This window comes from Streptomyces sp. NPDC058195, from assembly GCF_042883525.1.
Lineage (GTDB): Bacteria > Actinomycetota > Actinomycetes > Streptomycetales > Streptomycetaceae > Streptomyces.
The window spans coordinates 43,236-62,493 of record NZ_JBHVVM010000024.1; the positions used below are offsets into that span (position 1 = coordinate 43,236).

The 19,258-nt window shown below is 68.4% G+C and carries 13 protein-coding genes, 1 tRNA gene and 1 other RNA gene; 8 read left to right on the forward strand and 7 right to left on the reverse strand.

Annotated elements, in window-relative coordinates:
• Nucleotides 1-53 precede the first annotated feature (53 nt).
• Entirely contained in the window at nucleotides 54-1,973 is a 1,920-nt protein-coding gene (locus ACFVWY_RS26165; protein ID WP_389876767.1) for a hypothetical protein, read from the forward strand.
• A 340-nt stretch (nucleotides 1,974-2,313) separates the two neighbouring features.
• On the opposite strand, the gene ACFVWY_RS26170 is transcribed toward ACFVWY_RS26165, so the two are convergent.
• The 4 genes from ACFVWY_RS26170 to ACFVWY_RS26185 all read right to left on the reverse strand — a co-directional run bounded on the left by ACFVWY_RS26170 (nucleotide 2,314) and on the right by ACFVWY_RS26185 (nucleotide 7,756).
• Entirely contained in the window at nucleotides 2,314-4,083 is a 1,770-nt protein-coding gene (locus tag ACFVWY_RS26170; protein ID WP_389876769.1) for a relaxase/mobilization nuclease domain-containing protein, read from the reverse strand.
• Nucleotides 4,073-4,597 (reverse strand): plasmid mobilization protein, encoded by a 525-nt coding sequence (locus ACFVWY_RS26175; protein WP_389876771.1) that lies wholly within the window; start codon nucleotides 4,595-4,597, stop codon nucleotides 4,073-4,075. The genes ACFVWY_RS26170 and ACFVWY_RS26175 overlap by 11 nt, the downstream gene beginning before the upstream one ends.
• A 491-nt stretch (nucleotides 4,598-5,088) precedes the next feature.
• Nucleotides 5,089-6,051 carry a DUF2637 domain-containing protein gene (locus tag ACFVWY_RS26180; protein WP_389876773.1) on the reverse strand — a complete coding sequence of 321 codons (963 nt, stop codon included), beginning with the start codon at nucleotides 6,049-6,051 and terminating at the stop codon, nucleotides 5,089-5,091.
• Nucleotides 6,052-6,475: 424 nt separating this feature from the next.
• Nucleotides 6,476-7,756 carry a DUF3631 domain-containing protein gene (locus tag ACFVWY_RS26185; RefSeq protein ID WP_389876874.1) on the reverse strand — a complete coding sequence of 427 codons (1,281 nt, stop codon included), beginning with the start codon at nucleotides 7,754-7,756 and terminating at the stop codon, nucleotides 6,476-6,478.
• A gap of 300 nt (nucleotides 7,757-8,056) precedes the next feature.
• On the opposite strand from ACFVWY_RS26185, the gene ACFVWY_RS26190 reads away from it, so the two are divergent.
• The 3 genes from ACFVWY_RS26190 to ACFVWY_RS26200 all read left to right on the forward strand — a co-directional run bounded on the left by ACFVWY_RS26190 (nucleotide 8,057) and on the right by ACFVWY_RS26200 (nucleotide 10,298).
• On the forward strand, nucleotides 8,057-8,560 hold the full coding sequence (locus tag ACFVWY_RS26190) for a helix-turn-helix domain-containing protein (RefSeq protein WP_073722126.1): 504 nt from the start codon (nucleotides 8,057-8,059) through the stop codon (nucleotides 8,558-8,560).
• A gap of 176 nt (nucleotides 8,561-8,736) precedes the next feature.
• Entirely contained in the window at nucleotides 8,737-9,042 is a 306-nt protein-coding gene (locus tag ACFVWY_RS26195) for a helix-turn-helix domain-containing protein (RefSeq protein ID WP_073767940.1), read from the forward strand.
• Nucleotides 9,043-9,053: 11 nt separating this feature from the next.
• Nucleotides 9,054-10,298: a tyrosine-type recombinase/integrase gene (locus ACFVWY_RS26200; protein ID WP_389876774.1), complete on the forward strand. Its 1,245-nt coding sequence runs from the start codon at nucleotides 9,054-9,056 to the stop codon at nucleotides 10,296-10,298.
• Nucleotides 10,299-10,415: 117 nt separating this feature from the next.
• Here ACFVWY_RS26200 and ACFVWY_RS26205 read toward each other — a convergent pair whose 3' ends face one another.
• The 3 genes from ACFVWY_RS26205 to ACFVWY_RS26215 all read right to left on the reverse strand — a co-directional run bounded on the left by ACFVWY_RS26205 (nucleotide 10,416) and on the right by ACFVWY_RS26215 (nucleotide 13,168).
• Nucleotides 10,416-11,141 (reverse strand): PaeR7I family type II restriction endonuclease, encoded by a 726-nt coding sequence (locus ACFVWY_RS26205; RefSeq protein WP_353789628.1) that lies wholly within the window; start codon nucleotides 11,139-11,141, stop codon nucleotides 10,416-10,418.
• A gap of 12 nt (nucleotides 11,142-11,153) precedes the next feature.
• Entirely contained in the window at nucleotides 11,154-12,830 is a 1,677-nt protein-coding gene (locus tag ACFVWY_RS26210; protein ID WP_353789627.1) for an Eco57I restriction-modification methylase domain-containing protein, read from the reverse strand.
• A gap of 250 nt (nucleotides 12,831-13,080) precedes the next feature.
• Nucleotides 13,081-13,168, reverse strand: a tRNA-Ser gene (locus ACFVWY_RS26215).
• A gap of 163 nt (nucleotides 13,169-13,331) precedes the next feature.
• Between ACFVWY_RS26215 and ffs the strand changes: the two genes are divergently transcribed.
• The 4 genes from ffs (at nucleotide 13,332) to ACFVWY_RS26235 (ending at nucleotide 19,146) form a co-directional block, all read left to right on the forward strand.
• Nucleotides 13,332-13,428: signal recognition particle sRNA small type (gene ffs, locus ACFVWY_RS26220), an RNA gene on the forward strand.
• Between the two features lie 69 nt (nucleotides 13,429-13,497).
• Nucleotides 13,498-15,690 carry a DNA polymerase III subunit gamma and tau gene (locus tag ACFVWY_RS26225; protein ID WP_389876776.1) on the forward strand — a complete coding sequence of 731 codons (2,193 nt, stop codon included), beginning with the start codon at nucleotides 13,498-13,500 and terminating at the stop codon, nucleotides 15,688-15,690.
• Nucleotides 15,691-15,839: 149 nt separating this feature from the next.
• Nucleotides 15,840-17,090 (forward strand): phosphoribosylamine--glycine ligase, encoded by a 1,251-nt coding sequence (purD, locus tag ACFVWY_RS26230; RefSeq protein ID WP_389876777.1) that lies wholly within the window; start codon nucleotides 15,840-15,842, stop codon nucleotides 17,088-17,090.
• Between the two features lie 307 nt (nucleotides 17,091-17,397).
• Nucleotides 17,398-19,146 (forward strand): hypothetical protein, encoded by a 1,749-nt coding sequence (locus tag ACFVWY_RS26235; RefSeq protein ID WP_389876778.1) that lies wholly within the window; start codon nucleotides 17,398-17,400, stop codon nucleotides 19,144-19,146.
• Nucleotides 19,147-19,258: the final 112 nt, after the last annotated feature.

Sequence of the window (19,258 nt, forward strand, 5' to 3'; positions counted from 1 at the left end):
CGGTCCCCTACTGTTGTTCGCCGTGTAAATACGGGAAAAGTAGCTAGCGACGCGTGCGCATCTACGTCACTCTGCCACTAGCAGGCATCAAGCCTTTTGGAGTCTACGTGGGCAAGGCAAGCAAGCGCAGGGCCGAGTTGCGTCAGCCGCCGGTGTCGGAGCAGGAAAAAGCGCGCAGGGAGAGACGCCGCGCAAATAGGGCCGAACGACGTGGAGGTCGCCGGGGTTCCTCACTCTCCGAGTACGAGCGAATTGCGCAACAGGAGACCAGGCATGTAACCGAGTCCTTGATCGCCCGCCATAACAAGCGCATGATGAATCTTCCCGAGATCTCATCCAGCGCCGTCCAACCTGTGATGTCAGCGCTGCTATCTTTTGGTCTAATCGACATGGTGCTGCGAAAATTTGGGGCGACTCGAGATCGGCATCCAGCTGATTACGGAGCATCATGGGTGGATCATCTGGCCTGGGGTGCTGATAGTGCATTTATTGCCGCACGGCTCATTTTTAGTGGGCAGTTCGTGGGAGCCTCTGCTGTCTTGCGCTCACAAATGGAGAGGTGGACCGAGAACGTAGCGTACAACTACGGCGTTAAACACATCTCTGGCGAGAGTGCTGCAGAATTCGCTGCCCGGGCCTGGTCGCGTGGCCACGAAAAATATCCGTCTGCGATAAAGCAAGAGTCTGACACGAATGTTGGATCCGAGATTTCCGAGCTCGATTTCTGGGAGGATGAGCGAAGGTCGCTAGGGTTTCAGGGGCCCTCGGTGATCATCGGTAAGGACTATCGTGTATATCCGGGCACCCTAATGGAGCTGCTCTCAGAGCTCTTGCATGGGAGAGGTGACTTTATCAAGGTCTTGCGGTGGGATGCATGCGATCTTCTCGCCGATGAGCCGACGGAACTTGTTGAAGCTTCGCAATGGCTATCCGATGTCCTCATGCTGTATCTGCGGCAGATTCGGGTGTGCCTAGCTACCCTGGCAATGGAACAAGGGAAACCTGGGCTTGCTCCGGCTCTTTTCGCGCTTCCGGAACGTATTTACGCCGGAGGGGACGCTCCTATCCCGTCAAGCCTGTTTCCGCTGCTTCCGCAAACTGGACTCTCCCCGAACATTCTTGAGCAGATGCGGAGCGCTTCGTACGCCTACGAGGAAGTGATGAGGGGAAGGCGCCCGGCTGGACGGCTCTTCCGCGACGGCGAAATGGTTCACCTGCACTTCTATGAGCGTCGTGCGCGTGCCGGGCGCTGGGCGTTGAAGGCGCTGGAAGAAGAAAAGGAGAAGCTGGGTGACGGCTTCAATATTGATGGTTTGGGTGGTCGCGACTCGACGAATGTAATCGCCACCGAGATGGCTGGTATCTTGTCCTTGTGGCTCGGGGATTCTCCCGAAGGTAATGCTGCGGCGATGTGTGCGTCGGCACTTCGTACCGCCCATTGGCTGTGGCTTGAGGATGATGATCGATCGATGGCTGTCTTGCGGGTGGTTCTGGAGCAATGCGCTAGGCTTCGAGTGTGGGCCACTAAGCCGGAAAAGGCAGCTAAACTCGAAGAATCTCTGTCATCCACACCCAAGGATTGGGTCAATGCGGCAGGGTGGCGCCGACTCGCTCCCCTCAATAGGGCGTTGGGCGAGTTTGCGCACTTTCATGCGCGTATTCGCAGGCAAGGTGCCTGGGAAATCCTTGTGGGCGTCCAGCCGAATGGGGAGTCGCCGGATTCAATTTACACGGCCCGGGGTCACATCCTCGAAACTATGACTGCCATGGTGATGATGGAGTCAATCAGAAGCGTTGCCCGGCTTTCGCCGGTGATGGAGAATGCCTTTCGTGAAATTACCGCAGACACCTTCACGGATGCCGGTGAACTGCAAGCAAGGCTAGAAGAATTTCTTGATCGGGCAATGAGCCTCAAGGATGTTCCACGGGGCCCGTATGCCTTCCATGGCCCGGCACAGGAGTCTGGCGAATAGATGGAATGGAAGTATCCGTGCTTCTGGAGCCCCCTGCAGTGCCTCTAATGAATGAGATCTTCCATAGTGGCCACTGATCGCGGGACTGGCCGACGTCCCGCAACGCACGAGGCTCCTGTGTTGTTGAGAGAAGTAATCGTCGATTCAACTCAGTCGCGTAGAAGCCTCGTTTATTCCGCAGAGATCGCTGCAGCCCACCCGCATGCCCGCTATTTTCACCAGTGTCCCCGCCCTGGAGAGGGAATGATGAAATAGCTCAGTGGAATCGGGTTGAAAATGCCGCTGCCGCGCCTCCTTACTGAAGCGCGGCAGCAAGTTCCCAGGCTGAGGAAGGGCGATATCAGCGGCTTGGGCGCTGACGACTTGCGACCGCTGGTTGCGGCTGTATGACTGGAACGGTGGGCGCGTCCTCCTTCGTCGTCAGGTGGGTGCTGCGAGCACTACGGGTTGCCGCGCTTCGAGCCCGCTGGCTGACTTGCCCGGCCGTGGCGGTCCGCAGGCGCCAGACCAGGACTTCGGCCGGTCGGTCCGCGGTGTCGAGCTCCCGTTGCTCTGACAGGACGGCCAAGGCCCGGCGCGGCGGGTTGCCGGTGGACTCGGCTTGGGCGAGGGCAGTGGACAGCGCGGGCCAAGTCGGGTCGGCGAGGATGCGATGCGCGTGGTCTGGGATTGTGGCTCGGACGGCTGCGGCGAGCCGATCCTGTGCCTGGGGACTTGGGGCACGTGCGGCGAGCTTGGCGAGGGCCGGCCGGGCGGCGTGCTGTTGGGCAGCTCGCAGGTGGACGAGGGACTGCTGGGCCGCTGCCGCCTGCTGCGCGTGACCGCGCTGGGCGTGCCACTCGCTGAGGGCGATGAGCAGGAATACGGCAGAGGTGAGCACTGCGGCGACGAAGTCGCCGTCCCTGCCGGTGGGCGAGCTCAGCAGCGTCCTTCCGGCCTGACGCAGGGCGTCGGCGGCTCGATGGTCGGCTCGGATGGCGGAGCGGTTGGCGCGGTTGAAGGCGATGGCTGCCGCTTGAATTTCTGCCCGGAGCTGGCGCGGCGCAGAGACTGCGGTGTTGTGCAACAGCTCGGCGAATGCCGCAGCCTGAGCCTGCACTTTGGCGTCGGCCTTATCGACTGCCGTTCCCTCGGTGGCCCCGGTGACGAGCATGTAGGCGGCGCGCAGCTCCCCATCGGCTTGCCGCCAGGAGGCGCCTGCGTCCGTACGGCTTGTGCGCAACGCCGTGGCCTGCCCTGCAGCCTTGCCATCGGCCAAGCCGAAGCGCTCACGGAGCCGGTTTAGGGACAGGTCCGGAGCGAGTGCCGAGCCGCTGTAGAAGATGGGCTCGCCCTTGGCATCGGTGTCGTCAGCGGTGGCGAGGCTGTAGCCGGTGACCTCTCCGGTGACGGGACCGAGACGGGGGCGGACCTTGATCCCGAGAGACGTCAGTACGGCGAAGAACTCGTCCTCGTCGCGGGCTGCCGCCGCGGCGGCGTAGGCGTGCTCGCGAAGCCAGACCCGGGCTGTGTTCTTGCGGCCCTGTCGTTCGGCCTTGGCGACTTCCGGCCCGGACGGCGTCTTCGGCGCGGTCGCGTCTCCTGGCCCCAAGCGACGCAGACCGAGTTCGGTCTCGATCCTGCGGCATTCGGCCTGGGCCCGTCGGCCGTCTCCCTTGTTGCGGGGGCGACGGCCGTCTTCGCGGACGCTGGTCGCCATGATGTGAATGTGGTCCTCGGCGTGCCGCACGGCGATCCACCTGCACGCGGCGTCGTCGCCGTGTTCGGCGATCCCCGTGGAGTGGACGATGCGGCGGGCGACCTCCGCCCACTCTTCGTCGGTGAGGTAACGGTCGCCAGGTGCGGTACGGACGGGGCAGTGCCACACGTGCTGCGGCACCTTCTTCCCCAGCCGCTGTTCGCGCAGCTTTACGGGTTGGTCGAGGTAGTCAGCCAGCTCGCTGAGGGCTCCGGGGTGCTGGTCGATGGGAACACGGCCGGGGTCGTTGATGCCGGGCATCGCAAACGCGGCGACGATATGCGGGTCGGTGTGCTCGTTACGGCGGCCGGGGCCGAAGAGGTAGGACAGGAGGCCACGGCTGCGGTCACCCGTGGAGACGTCAGGCACCACGGCGACCACCCCCAGCGAGGGCTTGGTCCAGCAGCAGGCGAGCGCGTTGGGCGACCTGGTGCAACTCGCTGAGGGTGTCTTCGGCTCGATTGGGCAGCTCGCCCTGGTAGACGGTGCGGACGAGCTGATTGAGGTTGTTCCCCACGCGTCCGAATTCCCTGACCAGCTTGCCGAACAGAACCATCAGGTCCTGGGTGGCCTGCGGAGACGGGAGCGGAGCGACGCCTTCAGGACGGCGGTCGGACAGGTAGGCATGGGCGAAGGTGAGGGCGCAGTCCATGAGGTACGCCGAACGGGAACGCTTCGCCTTACGGGCGGCGAGGTCAATGAACGCACGCTCCGCCGGTTCGGCCGAGCAGGTCAGTTGCAGAGAGCGCTTGGTCCCGGAGCGGGGCCGGTAGAGCACCTCACTCAGGTGCCGGCGGCGCTCGGCGCCGGGCGCGATGTCGGCATGAACAGGGGCAGGGACATCGTTGGCGGCGACACCGTGCTGCATGAACACGTCGGCGTTCACGGTCGGCGCTTGACGTACGACAGGGGCGGCGGTTGGCTCGCTCAGCTCGGCGAGCGGCTGCTTGTCCTGGTGGAGGCCGCGCTCGGCCTCCTTGCCATCCTCGGTCCCGGCCCCTCGGGCCGGGGCCGGATCCGCCCCCGCTGGGGCGGATCCGAGCGCGAAGTCCGCATCGCCCCCAGGCGATGTGGACTTCGCCCCAGCTCGCTCCGCTGTCCGTTGGAGGGTGTCTCCGTCAAAGCCTTGGTCGGACGTGGGCGGGTGCGCTGAGCGGAGACTACGGGGCGGCGAGGACTGGGAGGACGTCATCTTGCGGGAGAACGGATTGCGGCGCACGGGAGTCTGGAGGGTCCTCTCTGAGTGTGGTCTGCGGTGGCTGGGGCGAGTGTCCGGGGAGTCGACGGCTTAGCCCGGCCGGACACCTCGTGTAGCGGACCGGGAAGCAGGCGCTGTCCGGAATCGGTTCGGTCCCGGGCAGCGCCCTGCGATGCCGGTCAGCTGTCCGGGTGCGGACGGGCGTCGGCACTGTCCCGTACCAGCGCCATCGCTTCGGCGAGCCGACCGGTGCCGGCGCCGAGTCCGGCTTCGGTGATTGCCTTACGGGCGCTGTCGCGGGTCAGTCCGGAACTCCCTGGATGAGCGGCGCCGATGACGCGTGCCAGCTCGGCGATGGAAGCCATCGCGGGACGTCCGCCAAGGCTCGTCGCCGGAGGGCGACCGGAATCCCCCAGGGAGCTCTGGCCTGTGGCTTCTCGTCCCCGTCCGAGTTCGACGTCGGCTTCGTCGCGATCGGCATCCTCGTCGTATCCGGTTTCGGACGAGCTTTCGTCGGCCGCGGACAAGGGGGCGGTCCCCGTGGCCATGCGAGTGGACTGCTGCTGCCTGGGCCGAGCTGCCGTGAGAAGGTCCGCGCGGGCGGTGTACGGAACCCCGGCCGGTCGCTCTGGTGCCGGTTGCGTACCGCCCTGATACTCAAGGACGTTTGCGTCCATCGACGTTCGGGCGGTGGAGGTACCGCCGTAGCGGGTGATCAGGATGTGCAGGTGGGTCGCTCCGGCAAGGGCGAGCGGTGCGATGGCAGACAGCACCGTGACGGTGCCGTCGCCCAGGCGGAGGGTGACTGCGCCGGGCCTGTTCAGGGCGAGGGCGTGCAGACCGTTCGCCCAGATGCTGGCGGCGGTCGCCGTGCTGAACAGTGTCCACGCATACAGCCGTGCGGGCATCGGAGCTTCGCGCAGGACCAGCAGGGCGCGGACGCCGTAAGCGATGAAGCCGTCGATCACTACAGGGAAGAGGTAGGCCAGTTGGTCGCGGATGTGCACGGCCGTGGCCATCTGTCGCAGCGCGTCGTAGGAGAGAGCGCATCCGGCGATGCCGAGCAGGATGATGGCGAGCCGGTCCCACCACGTGGCGCGGTGACGGCTGGCCGGTGCGGTGGGTAGGGCGGAGTCGGGCATGGGCGTGGGGTTCCCCTCGGGGCATGGTGTGAAAGGTGGTGCGTGGTGATCCGTCTTGGCCGTCTTGCCGTTGAAGCAGCAGGTCAGAGGCAGTACGGCAGCCGGTGGCATGACGTCTCAGCGCCGTGCGCGACGTGTCCCTCCGATTGGTCACGATCGGCAGGCGGACACGTCGGTGGGCGGGCGCACCGGTAGTGCCGTGTTGTCGCTTCGAGTCCCAAGACGGATGACCATCCGTCTTGGGACGCTGTGCCGTCTTGGCGAGACCGCCTCTGACCTGCGTTTACCTGGCTGGGACGGCAAGGACGCCACGAGACGGATATGGGCGGGGCCGCCCGCAGAATGCGCGATGGCAGGTCGGCGCTTCACGGCGGTCGGCCCGGTGCGGGTGCCGTCGACGAGCGGCCGACGGCACCCGTGAAGGTCACTTGGTCGGTGTGTCTCTGCTGCCGTCCGAGCCGGTCTCCGGGTGGACGGTGGGGCAGTAGCGCCTCCAGGCATCGGTGAACTTCGTCCGCGTATAGCCCTTGAGTTGGTTGCCGTCGGGCATGCGGACGTTGCCGGAGCGGATGCCGTACTCCCGCAGCAGCCCGGCCAGGGCGCGCGGGCTCAGGCCACCGCGTCCGGCTTCGGCCCACGGAGCTTCGGGTTCGGAGTTGAGGCGGTAGAGCAGGGCGTCGGTGGACACGCTCTCGGGGTCACCTGCGGCGGCGAAGGCGCGGCGGATGTCGGCGAGGATCCGGGCGTTGGAGGGGTTGTCCTCCTCGGCCTGGGCCTCGGCGGTGACCATCTGTTCGCACGCGATGCGGGCGCGCTCTGGCCAGGTTCCGCCCGCGAGGTCCGCGACGATCACCAAAGGCTCCCATGTTTCGGCGGCCCGGTCCTCGACCGGCATTTTTGGCTCCAGGTGGAGGGCCTGTTCGGCTACTGAGGCGGTCCAGCGCGCCAGGTGAGCCCGCAGGGAGCGCAGGGCGGGGCTGTCGCGGCGTGTGCGGTACGGGCTCACCTGCTCGCCCTCCGCGCGGCGCCTCATCCGGATCACGACGGACCGGTCCATGATCGTGTCGGGCAGGTCGCCGATGCCGGCGAGCGCTGCCATGGCGAAGGTCGCGAAGGAGTGGGGCGTGTGCTCCTTGCCGACGACCCGCAGTACCGGTCGGCCGCGCTGGTGCCCGGCATTGAGCAGGCCGCGCATCTCCTCGTTCTTCTCGGCGACCTTGGGGCTGCCGAAGATGGTGTCGGCTTCGTCCACGAGGAGGGTCGGCGGCTCGTCCGAGATCGAGCGGAAGATGGCCGCTGCCGTGGAATTCACGGTGATCACGGGCTTGTGGACCGTCTCGGTGAGCAGATCGAGCAGGCGGGACTTGCCGCACCGCTTCGCCGGGCCGACCACAGCGAGACGCGGGGCGTGCTGCCACACCTCCTGGAGGTGGGTGGCCGCGATCCACAGCACGGTTGCGTCCAGTGCCTGCTCGCTCGGGAGGACCACGAATCGGGCCAAGGCGGTGCGCAGCTCGTCCAGTGGCGCGGCGGCGGCGTCCGGCTGGCCACGGTGCGGTGATGGGGTGCCGCTCGGACGGGGTGCCGCAGGGGCGGCGGGGGCGGTACTCTCGTTCACGGAGATCCTCACTCGGCGGCTCCGGGGGGCAACCCGGTCCGCCGCGGTCGACTGTCCTGGGATGGGCGGTGGCGAGGTTTCCTGCAGCCCCCGGTGTTCGTAGCGCCGGGGGTTTTCGCGTTCCTCGGGGCACCTACGCGGTTAACCTCCTGGCGGTTCGTTTGCGGATGCCCTTATGGCATAAGTGTGCACGAGCGTCCGCCTCAAGTCAAGCGTTCAGGGCATTGAAAAGTTAATCTCTTATGGCATGATTGCTGTTCAGATGCATGGTGGCGTGTGTCACATTTGCGTGTATTCCCTTGCGGGTTGGGGTATCCATGCTGGTAGAGTTTAAGGGTGGAGGCGTGGCGACCTCCGTTTGTCGAGAAGAGGAGGGAGGTGAAAGAAGTGGACGACGCCAAGCCGCAACGCTGGGCTCCGCCAGAGGGCGAAGCCCTGGTGGCGCACAACCTGAAGGTCCTGCGGATGACGGCCCGCCTGTCCCAGGAGGACATGGCAGAGCGCATGCGTCGCCTGGGCTTCAAGATGCACCAGACCCAGATCGCCAAGATCGAGAATGGTGCCCGGAGCATCAGCTTCAACGAGGCCCTCGGCTTCGCCAAGGCTCTCGGCGTCCCTGCTGGCAACTTCCTACTCGAAGCCGTCGCGAGCCGCGACGATCCTCACTGGGAGTTGCAGGAGGCGGCCTTCGACATTCAGAAGGCCGAACAGGAGCACCAAGTCGCCCAAGACCTCGCTGACGCCGCGAAGGCCAGACTTGAGGCGGCCGAGGCCCGATACGACGAGATCGCCGAGCGCCTCGGCATCGAGCCCGACCCGGGGAGCCTCTCCTTCTACCCGGCTCCGAACTCACCCGAGGATCCGCTCCGCAGCGGTTCCGCCGACGAGTAACCGTTCGGCGGAGATCTTTCCCGGCGTCTGAACACGGCTTTCGAAGCCCATCCACCGCAGGCCCTCGGTGCTACGAACACCGAGGGCCACCAACGCGGACACCGATCTAAGCCCACCGCCCATCCCGGACAGTCCAGCGGTCACGTTGCCCCGTGACCGCCGAAAGGCGATCCCTCATGCCCACCGCTCCGCCTCCGCTCACCCTTATCGCCGACGCGCTCGGGGTCCCCGAGCAGCGGCTTCGCACACTCGTGCTGGAACACACGGCACCCATCTCTGACGCGCCCCTCGTCGCACTTACCGTTGAGGAGGCCGCCCGCCGCCTCGGCGTCGGCCGTACCACCATGTACGCACTCATCGCCTCCGGCGAGATCGGCTCCGTCCTCATAGGCCGCCTGCGCCGAGTGCCGGTCGAGGCCCTGGCCACTTATCTGGCTGACCGCTCCCAGGCAGCCGCCCCGGCCGCCGCCCACGCGGCCTGAAGGGGGCGGACATGGCAAAAACGCGCCAGCCCAACGGTGCCTCCTCGATCTTCCTCGGCAAGGACGGCAAGTGGCACGGCTACGTGACCGTCGGCGTCAAGGACGACGGCAAGCCCGACCGGCGCCACGTCAAGCGCAAGACCCGCGCCGACGCCACCAAGGCGGTCCGCGAACTGGAACGCAAACGCGACTCCGGCACCGTCGGCAAGGCCGGGCAGACCTGGACCGTCACGACCTGGCTGACCCATTGGGTCGAGAACATCGCCGCACCACACGTGGGCGAGAACACCATCGACGGCTACCGCGTCGCCGTCTACCACCACCTCATCCCCGGTCTCGGCGCGCACCGCCTGCCCAAGCTGGAGCCCGAGCACCTGGAGCGCTTCTACGCCAAGATGCAGAAGGCTGGCAGCGCCGCCGGCACCGCGCACCAGGTCCACCGGACCGTGCGCACGGCTCTGAACGAGGCGGTGCGCCGAGGCCACCTCACCGTCACCCCCGCCTCCGTCGCCAAGGCGCCGCGACTGGAAGAGGAAGAGGTCGAGCCCTACACGGTCGAGGAAGTGCACAAGCTTCTGGACCTGGCCAACAAGACTCGGCACCCGGCGCGCTGGGTTGTATCTCTTGCCCTGGGGCTGCGTCAGGGTGAGGTCCTCGGTCTCAAGTGGACGGACATTGACTTCGAATTGCGGGTCATGACGGTCCACCGCAACCGGCTACGGCCCCGGTACGAGCACGGCTGCGGCAACCGCTGCGGGCGCAAGCCCGGTTACTGCCCTCAGAAGATCAACATCCGCCGTGAGACGAAGGACACCAAGTCTCGCGCCGGACGTCGGCCCATCGGCATTCCCGAACCCTTGGTGCAGCTTCTGCTTCAGCACCGACGTGCGCAGGAGCGAGACCGCCGACTGGCCGGCGACCTCTGGACGGAGAAGGGGTACGTCTTCGCCTCCACGACTGGCGAGCCCCTCAACCCGAACACCGACCACCACGAATGGAAAGACCTCCTCAAAGCGGCCGGTCTGCGCGCGGGCCGCCTCCACGACGCCCGCCACACGGCTGCGACCGTTCTGCTGATCCTTGGCGTCCCGGACACGGTCGTTGACGCGATCATGGGCTGGGAGCCCGGCAAGTCCGCCCGGATGCGCCGCCGCTACCAGCACCTCACCAACCGGGTGCTCACTGATACCGCCGACAAGATCGGCGGCCTGCTCTGGCCTCTCGCCGAGGGGCCGCCTTTGGGCGGCCAGAAGTAGCCAGCGTGCCGGTCAACCGCGAGGGGCGAGACCGAGAGGAACCCCGGTCTCTCCCCTCGCGCGGCGTACCCCAACAGATCGTAGGGATCGCATAGAGGGAAGCAGTCGGAAACCCATCTAGCCGGGAATCCCAAGGTCCTTCAGGTAGGTGAGGCGCGCATTGATGGCTGCGGAGAAGTGCCGCCAGTCGAGGCTGTCCACCAGCTCGATGGGCTTGGGATCTTCAGCTGAGGATGTGACGTAGCACGCGGCGTCGTAGAGCTGCTCGGCCACGAGGCGCTCGCAGAAGATGCCGAACCGGTCCTGGTAAGAGGTGCCGTGCCAGATCTGGTCTGGGGACAGGGCACCCTTCGCAGTCTTGACCGGCCTTCGGGATCCTTCCCCGTCCTGCATGATGAAGAAATAGCCGAGCCACGGCTTCTCCTTCGGATATAGCTCGGCGAGAGCTGCGCGGCGGAGGTCCACGGCACTCCCAAGCGCTTCCTCGACTCGGTTGTTGTAGTTGTTGCCGTAGGAGGGCCCGCCTAGTGCCTTCATCTCGAAGGCTGCGACGAGCACACCTTTGTGTACGACCACGAGGTCCCACTGCTTCTGCGGCCGGTAGTAGCCAGGAAGTTCCAGCCCCTGGGACTTGTTGACGCGGATACTCTCGGCCGGGTACCCAGCTTCCAGGAAGAACTTCGCCAGGAGGACTGCGATGACATCGAAGTGCTTGCCGCCACGGACCGACCCGGCTGTACCAGCTCCCACCGCGGCCTTGATCGCTGATTGCTCGCTCTGAAGCTGCTTGGCACCCCAGTAGGCAGCTATGGCGTCCTCGAAGTCTTGGCGGGTGACCGGCAAGGTTCGTTCCTCCTAGTCGGGAAGCTCGGCCAGTCCGTAGACGCGTAGGGCAGCCTCTGTCGCGGCCTTGACGTCGCGTTTTTCGAAGGCATCCGCGAGCGACGCTTGGTCGCTCTTGCTGATCGCCGCCGGGTCGGGCACGCGAATCTTGCGGAGGTATTGCGCCTGGAAACGGAGGGTTCCCCCACGCATCTTGACCGCGTATGCATCCACGAACGCTTCGGCGACCTTGGACAGCAGCAGACCACCAAGTACGCGCATGTCCCAGACGTCCGAGACGATGAAGTACAGGTTGTGGTGAGGGTACAGCCCCCCCTCATCCAGGACCGGATGGATCGTCAGCTTCATATCCGGAAATAGCAGCTTGGGGCGCCGTGTCAGGCGGTGATCGACCTTGTCGATCGTCTTGTACCAGCGGTGGGGTTGCTTGGCCGCGACGTACCGCTTGCGGAGTGCAGTCCCATGCTTCTCGAAGTACGTGGCGAGCTTCGGGTAGGCGGTGAGATCGACCAAGGTGCCGTCGGCTGTCCACGGGTTGACTAGATAGCTGCCCTTCCAATGAAGGGTGCCGCTGGTGGTGTCGCGGACCATGGCCATGGGCAGTAGCCGGTCACTCTCCACCAGATCGTTGTCGTCGGTGAGGAAGACCTTGTCGGCGCCGGTGGCGATGCCGATGCCGACCCGAGTCCCGGTCTCAGAATCTTCCAGGAGCCGGAAGCGTTCGGTGAGCTCTTCGAGGAGGGCCAGCCTGGCTGGCGAGGCAGCTGGCCAGGAGTCCTCGTCGGGAAACCAGTGCGGCATGCGAGCGGCTTCGAACGCCGAGGTGGTGATCGACTCTGCAGCGTCCTTCGCGTACCAGGCAGCAAACTCGCCAGCTTGGGCGCTGCCGAATGCCCGAGTGGTGTCTGCCGCGACTGCCCTGCCTTGGTGGCGGTTCGAGATGATCGTGATCGCGGGATAGGCCGAAACCTGATCCTCGAAGGCATCTACGTCGTGCATGACCAGGGCCAGGTCCATGCTGAAGCGGCTAGTCACCAACTCCCTGAGACGACGGCCGTACTGGTTGCGCATCCAGCGGTCGGCGCAGATGAAGCCGAGCTGGCCGCCTGGGTTGAGGCTTCGAAGCGCGACCTCATAGAAGCCGATGTAGATGTCTGCCCTGCCGCCCATCGTGGAACAGACGTTGCGATATGCCGCCATCCGGTCATCGGGGACATCTTCGAGACGGATGTAGGGAGGATTGCCGACCACGTAGTCAGTTCGGTGATCCTCATCGGGCTGAAGCAGATAGTCACCTTGTCCGACCCAGGCGGCTGCCACCTTGCGGGCGTCCTCGGCCGGCCAGCCTTCTTCTGCAAACTGCTTCTCGATGAGTGCACGACTCTGCTGCACGTTGTGATCGAGTAGGTCCAGAGCGCGCACGGCCGCGAGCGCGTCGCTGAGGGGGCGATCGTGCACACGGCATGAGGCGCTGATACGTGACGCGACGGCGACTAGGAAGGCGCCCGAGCCACAGGCCGGCTCCACGAGCTTCACGTCGCAGAGGTTCTTGTTGGCTGTGTACCCGATGAGGTCGAGAATCAGATCGACTACCCAGCGTCGCGTGAAGACTTCCCCATGCTCCACGGCCTCCGCAGGGAGGGCGGGCAGATCGTGCTGGTTGAGGTCGGAGAGCAGAGGAGTGGCCACGGTGACGACCTTACTAGGGGCAATTTCGGGCACGGAGCACCTAGCCGAACTGATGCCGTCGGCCGCGAGGCAGGGGCTGGCCCTGCGGGTGCTGCCCCCGAACTGCCCACCCGACGAGTCAGCGATGACCCTGTCCTCAGATCCGCTTCCGTCCAGAGCGAAGCAACTGCAACCCAAACTGCAACCCTCAACGTCGAAGGGCCCCATCGCAAGCGGTGGGGCCCTTCAACGTATTGCCCGGTGAGAGCAATGGCGGAGGATACGAGATTCGAACTCGTGAGGGGTTGCCCCCAACACGCTTTCCAAGCGTGCGCCCTAGGCCACTAGGCGAATCCTCCGCCGCAAACAATACAAGACGTTGAGGAGTGCTCGCGAACCTGTTGCCCTCAAGATCGCTTCGAGACCGTTTCGAGATCTCCCCGGGGGCGGGCCGGGCCCTCCGGACGGGTGCGGGAGGAGGGGGAGGTGGACCGGTGGGGGTGGGGATCCGCTAAGGTGGGCGTCAGCCCCTCACGTGGCGCTATCTGACTGAACTCCCCCAGGGCCGGAAGGCAGCAAGGGTAGGTCGGCTCTGGCGGGTGCGTGGGGGGCCCTTGCGTTTCCGGGCGATGGTCCCGGGCGGCGGTTACGGGGCCGGTTGTCAGCCGGCCCGGATAACCTCGTAGGTGTGTCGTCCCTTGCGCTCTACCGCCGCTACCGCCCCGAGTCGTTCGCCGAGGTCATCGGGCAGGAGCATGTCACCGACCCGCTGCAGCAGGCGCTGCGGAACAACCGGGTCAATCACGCGTACCTGTTCAGCGGTCCGCGCGGGTGTGGCAAGACGACCAGCGCGCGCATCCTGGCCCGCTGCCTGAACTGCGAGCAGGGGCCGACGCCCACGCCGTGCGGGGAGTGCCAGTCCTGCCAGGACCTCGCGCGCAACGGACCGGGCTCGATCGACGTCATCGAGATCGACGCCGCCTCGCACGGTGGCGTGGACGACGCCCGTGACCTGCGGGAGAAGGCGTTCTTCGGGCCAGCGGCGAGCCGCTACAAGATCTACATCATCGACGAGGCGCACATGGTCACCTCGGCGGGGTTCAACGCCCTGCTGAAGGTGGTCGAGGAGCCGCCGGAGCATCTCAAGTTCATCTTCGCCACGACCGAACCCGAGAAGGTCATCGGCACCATCCGGTCGCGCACGCACCACTACCCCTTCCGCCTCGTGCCGCCGGGAACGCTGCGGGACTACCTCGCAGAGGTCTGCGGCAGGGAGGGCATCCCCGTCGAGGACGGTGTGCTTCCGCTCGTCGTACGGGCCGGAGCCGGGTCCGTGCGTGACTCGATGTCGGTGATGGACCAGCTGCTGGCCGGTGCCGCCGAGGACGGTGTGACGTACGCCATGGCGACCGCACTGCTCGGGTACACGGACGGCTCGCTGCTCGACTCGGTCGTGGACGCCTTCGCGGCGGGCGACGGGGCGGCCGCCTTCGAGGTCGTGGACCGGGTGATCGAGGGCGGCAACGACCCGCGCCGGTTCGTCGCCGACCTCCTGGAGCGGCTGCGCGACCTGGTGATCCTGGCCGCCGTGCCGGACGCCGGGGAGAAGGGGCTGATCGACGCCCCCGCCGATGTCGTCGAGCGGATGCAGGCCCAGGCGTCCGTCTTCGGCGCCGCCGAGCTGAGCCGCGCCGCCGACCTCGTCAACACCGGGCTCACGGAGATGCGCGGGGCGACCTCGCCGCGCCTCCAGGTGGAGCTGATCTGCGCCCGGGTGCTGCTGCCCGCCGCCTTCGACGACGAGCGTTCGCTCCAGGCCCGGCTCGACCGGCTGGAGCGGGGCACTTCGTTCGCGACCGCGGGCCCCGGGCCCGCGATGGGGTACGTCCCCGGCCCGGAGGCCCTGGCCCACGCGCCCGCGCCCGTCGCCCCGCCCGGTGGTGGGCCCGCCGCCGCCCGTGCGGCCGTCCGGGGCGATGCGCCCGCGCCGGTCCAGGCGCCGCCGCCCGCCCCGGAGGCCCCGCCCGTCCACGAGGCCCCGGCGGCCCCTCCTGCCCCGCCCGCCCCGGCCCCCGCACCCGCGGGCGGTCAGCGGCCCGGGGCCTGGCCCACGGCGGCCGCGCCGGAGCCGGGCCGCCGCCCCGGCGGCTGGCCGACGGCCTCCACCCCGGGCCGGTCACAGCCCTCGCAGGGCGCCCCCGCGCCCGCTCCGTCCAGCCCGGCCGCTCCGCAGCCGTCCGCCGCCGCCGAGCCGGGCGCGGGCATGGCCCAGGGCGCCGCCCAGGTGCGGAACATGTGGCCGGACGTCCTGGAGGCGGTGAAGAACCGCCGCCGGTTCACCTGGATCCTGCTCAGCCAGAACGCCCAGGTCACCGGCTTCGACGGCAGCACCCTGCAGATCGGCTTCCTCAACGCGGGAGCCCGCGACACCTTCGCGAGCAGCGGCAGCGAGGACGTGCTCCGCCAGGCCCTCGCCGAGCGCTTCAACGCGCAGTGGAAGATCGAGACCGTCATCGACCCGTCGGGCGGTGCCGGGGCACCCCCGCAGAGCGGTGGTGGCCGCTCGTACGCCGCCGCGCCGCAGTACCAGCCCCCCGCGCCCCAGCAGAGTGACGAGTCCCGCCCGGCCGCCTCTCCGCAACAGGAGCAGCGCCCGCAGCAGCCGTCGCCGTCCCGGCCGCAGCAGCCGTCGTCACCGGGCGGCGCGTCCGCCCCGGAGTCCGCGCCCCGGTCGTACGCCGCACCCCCGCGCGTGGTCGCCCCCGAGGACGACATCCCCGAGGCCGACGACCCGGATCTCGTCGACTCGGCGCTCTCCGGACACGAGCTGATCGTCCGCGAGCTGGGCGCCACGGTCGTCGAGGAGTTCACCAACGAGTAGCGCGGTCCGAAGCCGCGCCCCCGACCGTCCCCGGACGTGCCTGAATCCGTCCTGGGCCCCTTCCGGACTGCCCGCGGCCCCCTCGCCGGACCGTCTCAGGAAACGGCGGCCGTCAGGGGCGTCGTGCCCCGGCGGTTAGGCTGCACACCGTGAAGGTCCTCGTCATCGGCGGCGGCGCCCGCGAACACGCCCTGTGCCGCTCTCTCTCCCTCGACCCCGACGTCACCGCTCTGTACTGCGCTCCCGGCAACGCCGGTATCGCGGAGGTGGCCGAACTGCACCCGGTCGACGCCCTCGACGGCGACGCCGTCGCGCGCCTCGCCACCGACCTGGGCGCCGCACTGGTGGTCGTCGGCCCGGAGGCGCCGCTCGTCGCCGGGGTCGCCGACGCCGTGCGTGCCGCGGGTATCCCCTGCTTCGGCCCCTCCCGTGAGGCGGCCCGGCTGGAGGGTTCCAAGGCGTTCGCCAAGGACGTGATGGCCGGGGCTGGCGTCCCGACCGCCCGTAGCTACGTCTGCGCGAACCCGGCCGAGATCGACGCCGCCCTCGACGCCTTCGGCGCCCCGTACGTGGTGAAGGACGACGGTCTCGCCGCGGGCAAGGGCGTCGTCGTCACCGACGACGTCGAGGAGGCCCGCGAACACGCCCTGGCCTGCGAGCGCGTGGTGATCGAGGAGTTCCTCGACGGTCCCGAGGTCAGCCTCTTCGCGATCACGGACGGCACCACCGTGCTGCCGCTCCAGCCCGCCCAGGACTTCAAGCGCGCCCTGGACGACGACCAGGGGCCGAACACCGGCGGCATGGGCGCGTACTCCCCGCTCCCGTGGGCCGACGCCGGACTGGTCGACGAGGTCATGCGGTCGGTGCTCCAGCCGACCGTCGACGAGCTCCGCCGCCGTGGCACCCCGTTCTCCGGTCTGCTGTACGCGGGCCTCGCGATCACCTCGCGCGGCGTCCGGGTGATCGAGTTCAACGCCCGTTTCGGCGACCCCGAGACCCAGGTGGTCCTGGCCCGTCTGAAGACCCCGCTGGCCGGTGTCCTGCTCGGCGCCGCCGAGGGCACGCTCGACGAGCTGCCCCCGCTCAAGTGGCACGACGAGGCCGCCGTCACCGTGGTCATCGCCTCGCACAACTACCCCGGTACGCCGCGCACGGGCGACCCGATCGAAGGGCTCGACGACGTGGCGGAGCAGGACGCCCCGCACGCGTACGTCCTGCACGCCGGTACGAAGAAGGACGGCGGCACGATCGTCAGCGCGGGCGGCCGGGTGCTGTCCGTGACGGCGACCGGCAAGGACCTCGCGGCCGCCCGCGAACGCGCCTACACCGCCGCGGCCCGGATCAGGCTCGACGGCTCCCAGCTCCGTACGGACATCGCCCGTAAGGCCGCGGAGGGCTGAGGCCCGAGCCCGGGGCCGAAGACCGGGGCCCGGGGATGAGGTCCGAGGCCGGAGCCACACCCCACCGGCCGCGCGGAACGCGTCGACGCGCCGTTGCCCAGAGGGCGGCGGCGCGTCAGCAGCTTTACCCAAAGCCATTCCATCGGGTGACGGCTGAGCCATCCGGATGACGCCTGCCGAGGCCCCAACTAGGGTGCGGCGCAAGCATTCCGGCACTTGGCCCACTGGCATTGCGATGTCGGTGACGGGTGCCACAGTGGGGGAGTGAACTACACCGCCGCGGGGGCAGAGGGGGTGACGTCCGGTCGTGTCCGGTACCGGTGCAAGTGAGGAGCTGGGTGCGCTGAGTGCGCGCGCTCGGGCTCATGCCCTGCTGCGCATCCGCAGCAGGGCGACAGCCGTCGCGATCCTGCCCGCCGCGCTGGCCGTGGTGCTGCTCGTGGCGGGCGCCCAGGGATTCGCCGTGGGCGACGGCTGGAACACGGTGCGCTGGACCGTCGGGGTCTGCGCGATCGTCGTGCTCCTGCTGGCCGTGGCGGTCGCCGTCGCCGTCGTACGGGCGAGGCCGGCGGTCAGCCCGACCGTCCCGCTCCTGGAGCGGGACGCCCCCGATCTCTACCGGCTGGTCGAGGACCTCGCGGACCGGCTCGGGGTTCCCGCCCCCTCGGCGATAGCCCTGACGCCCGACTGCGACAGCTGGCTGGAGGACCGTACGCACCCCGCGGCGCGGCCCCCGGCGGCCACCGGCCCGGTCACGCGGTTCGCCGCGTCCCGGGCCCGCCGCCGGGAGCGGGCCGCGCCGGTGCTGGTCATCGGATCGCCGTTCCTGTGGTGGATGCGGGTCGGGGAGCTGCGGGCGGTGCTCGCCCCGGTCGTCGCGGGTACGGGCCCGTCCGCCCATCCCGACATAGCGGCCGCCCGCCGTTTCGTCCGGGGACTCGACGGCGCGGTCGCCGACGCCGCCGCGCCCCTGTCCGGTCCGCTGGCGGGTCTGCGCAGAGTGCCGCGCGTCTTCGTCGGCCAGACCGCCCGGCTGCTGCTGCGCAGCTGCCGCGGCCATGTCGCCGAGATGGAGCGGGGCGTCGCCGCCGCCGCGTCGAGCCGTGCACAGGGTGTGGACTACGGTCTGCGGATCGTCGCCCAGGAGCAGGTCGGCCTCGCCTACGCGGGCTGGGACCGGCTGCTCACCCGGGTCGCCCTGCCCGCCTGGCGGATGGGCCGCTGGCCGTGCCGCCTGGACGCGGGGGTGGTGGCCGCGCTGACCGAGCTGTCCCGGCGCGACCGGCTCGCCGACGGGTTCGCCTCGCGGCTCGGCGAGCGCCCCGCCTGCGATCTGCTGGAGGAGCCGGGCGCGGCCGACGAGGCGGCGTCGCTGCTGGCGGCCCGGCTGTTCCACGGCGGTCCGGCCCGCCCCGGGCCCGACTGGTCGCCGGTGGGCTGGCAGGAGTACCCGGAGGAGGTCGTCGACCGGAAGTGGCGCACCGAGGCCGCCCGGCTGCACCGGGTCCTCGACGCGATGACGACCCCGGCCGACCTGTCCCCCGCACCCGCCTCCCCCGCCACCCCCGTAACTTCTGCCCCGGCTGCCTCCCCGGCCCGCCCCGTGGACGCCGGGCTGCCCACCCTGGCCCGCGTCGTCGAGCACCTGTCCGGCCGCCCCGGGGCCGGTGAGGAGCTCGCCGCCGGGATCGGCACCGCCGTGGCCCGGGAGGAGGCCGCGACGGCCGAGCGCCGCCGTACCGCCGACGCCGCCGACACCACTGGCCTCTGCGGGCCCGACGCCCTCCCGCTCTTCCCGCTCCAGCCGCCCCGTACGGGCACGGAGCTGCTCGCCGACCACGTCACGGCGATGGTCTGCTGCGCGGCGGTGGACACGGCGGGCGCGGCGCCCGGCCTCGACTGGCTCGACGGCCCCGCCCTGCTGGTCGACGGAGCGCGCCGGGCGGACCTGGGCGTCCCCGTGCTCAGCCTGGTCGAGGACGGGGACGCCGAACCGCTGCGTTCCTGGCTGGACGAGGTCGGCGTACGCACCGACAAACCCGTGCGTCTCGTCTGACCCATCCGTCCCGGTTTCCACACTCAACACCCGGAATTGCAGGCTCCGTTCCCGTCAATTCGCGACGAACGGTGACGGACTGCGTGCGTTATGTGATGTGCTGGGGATCGAC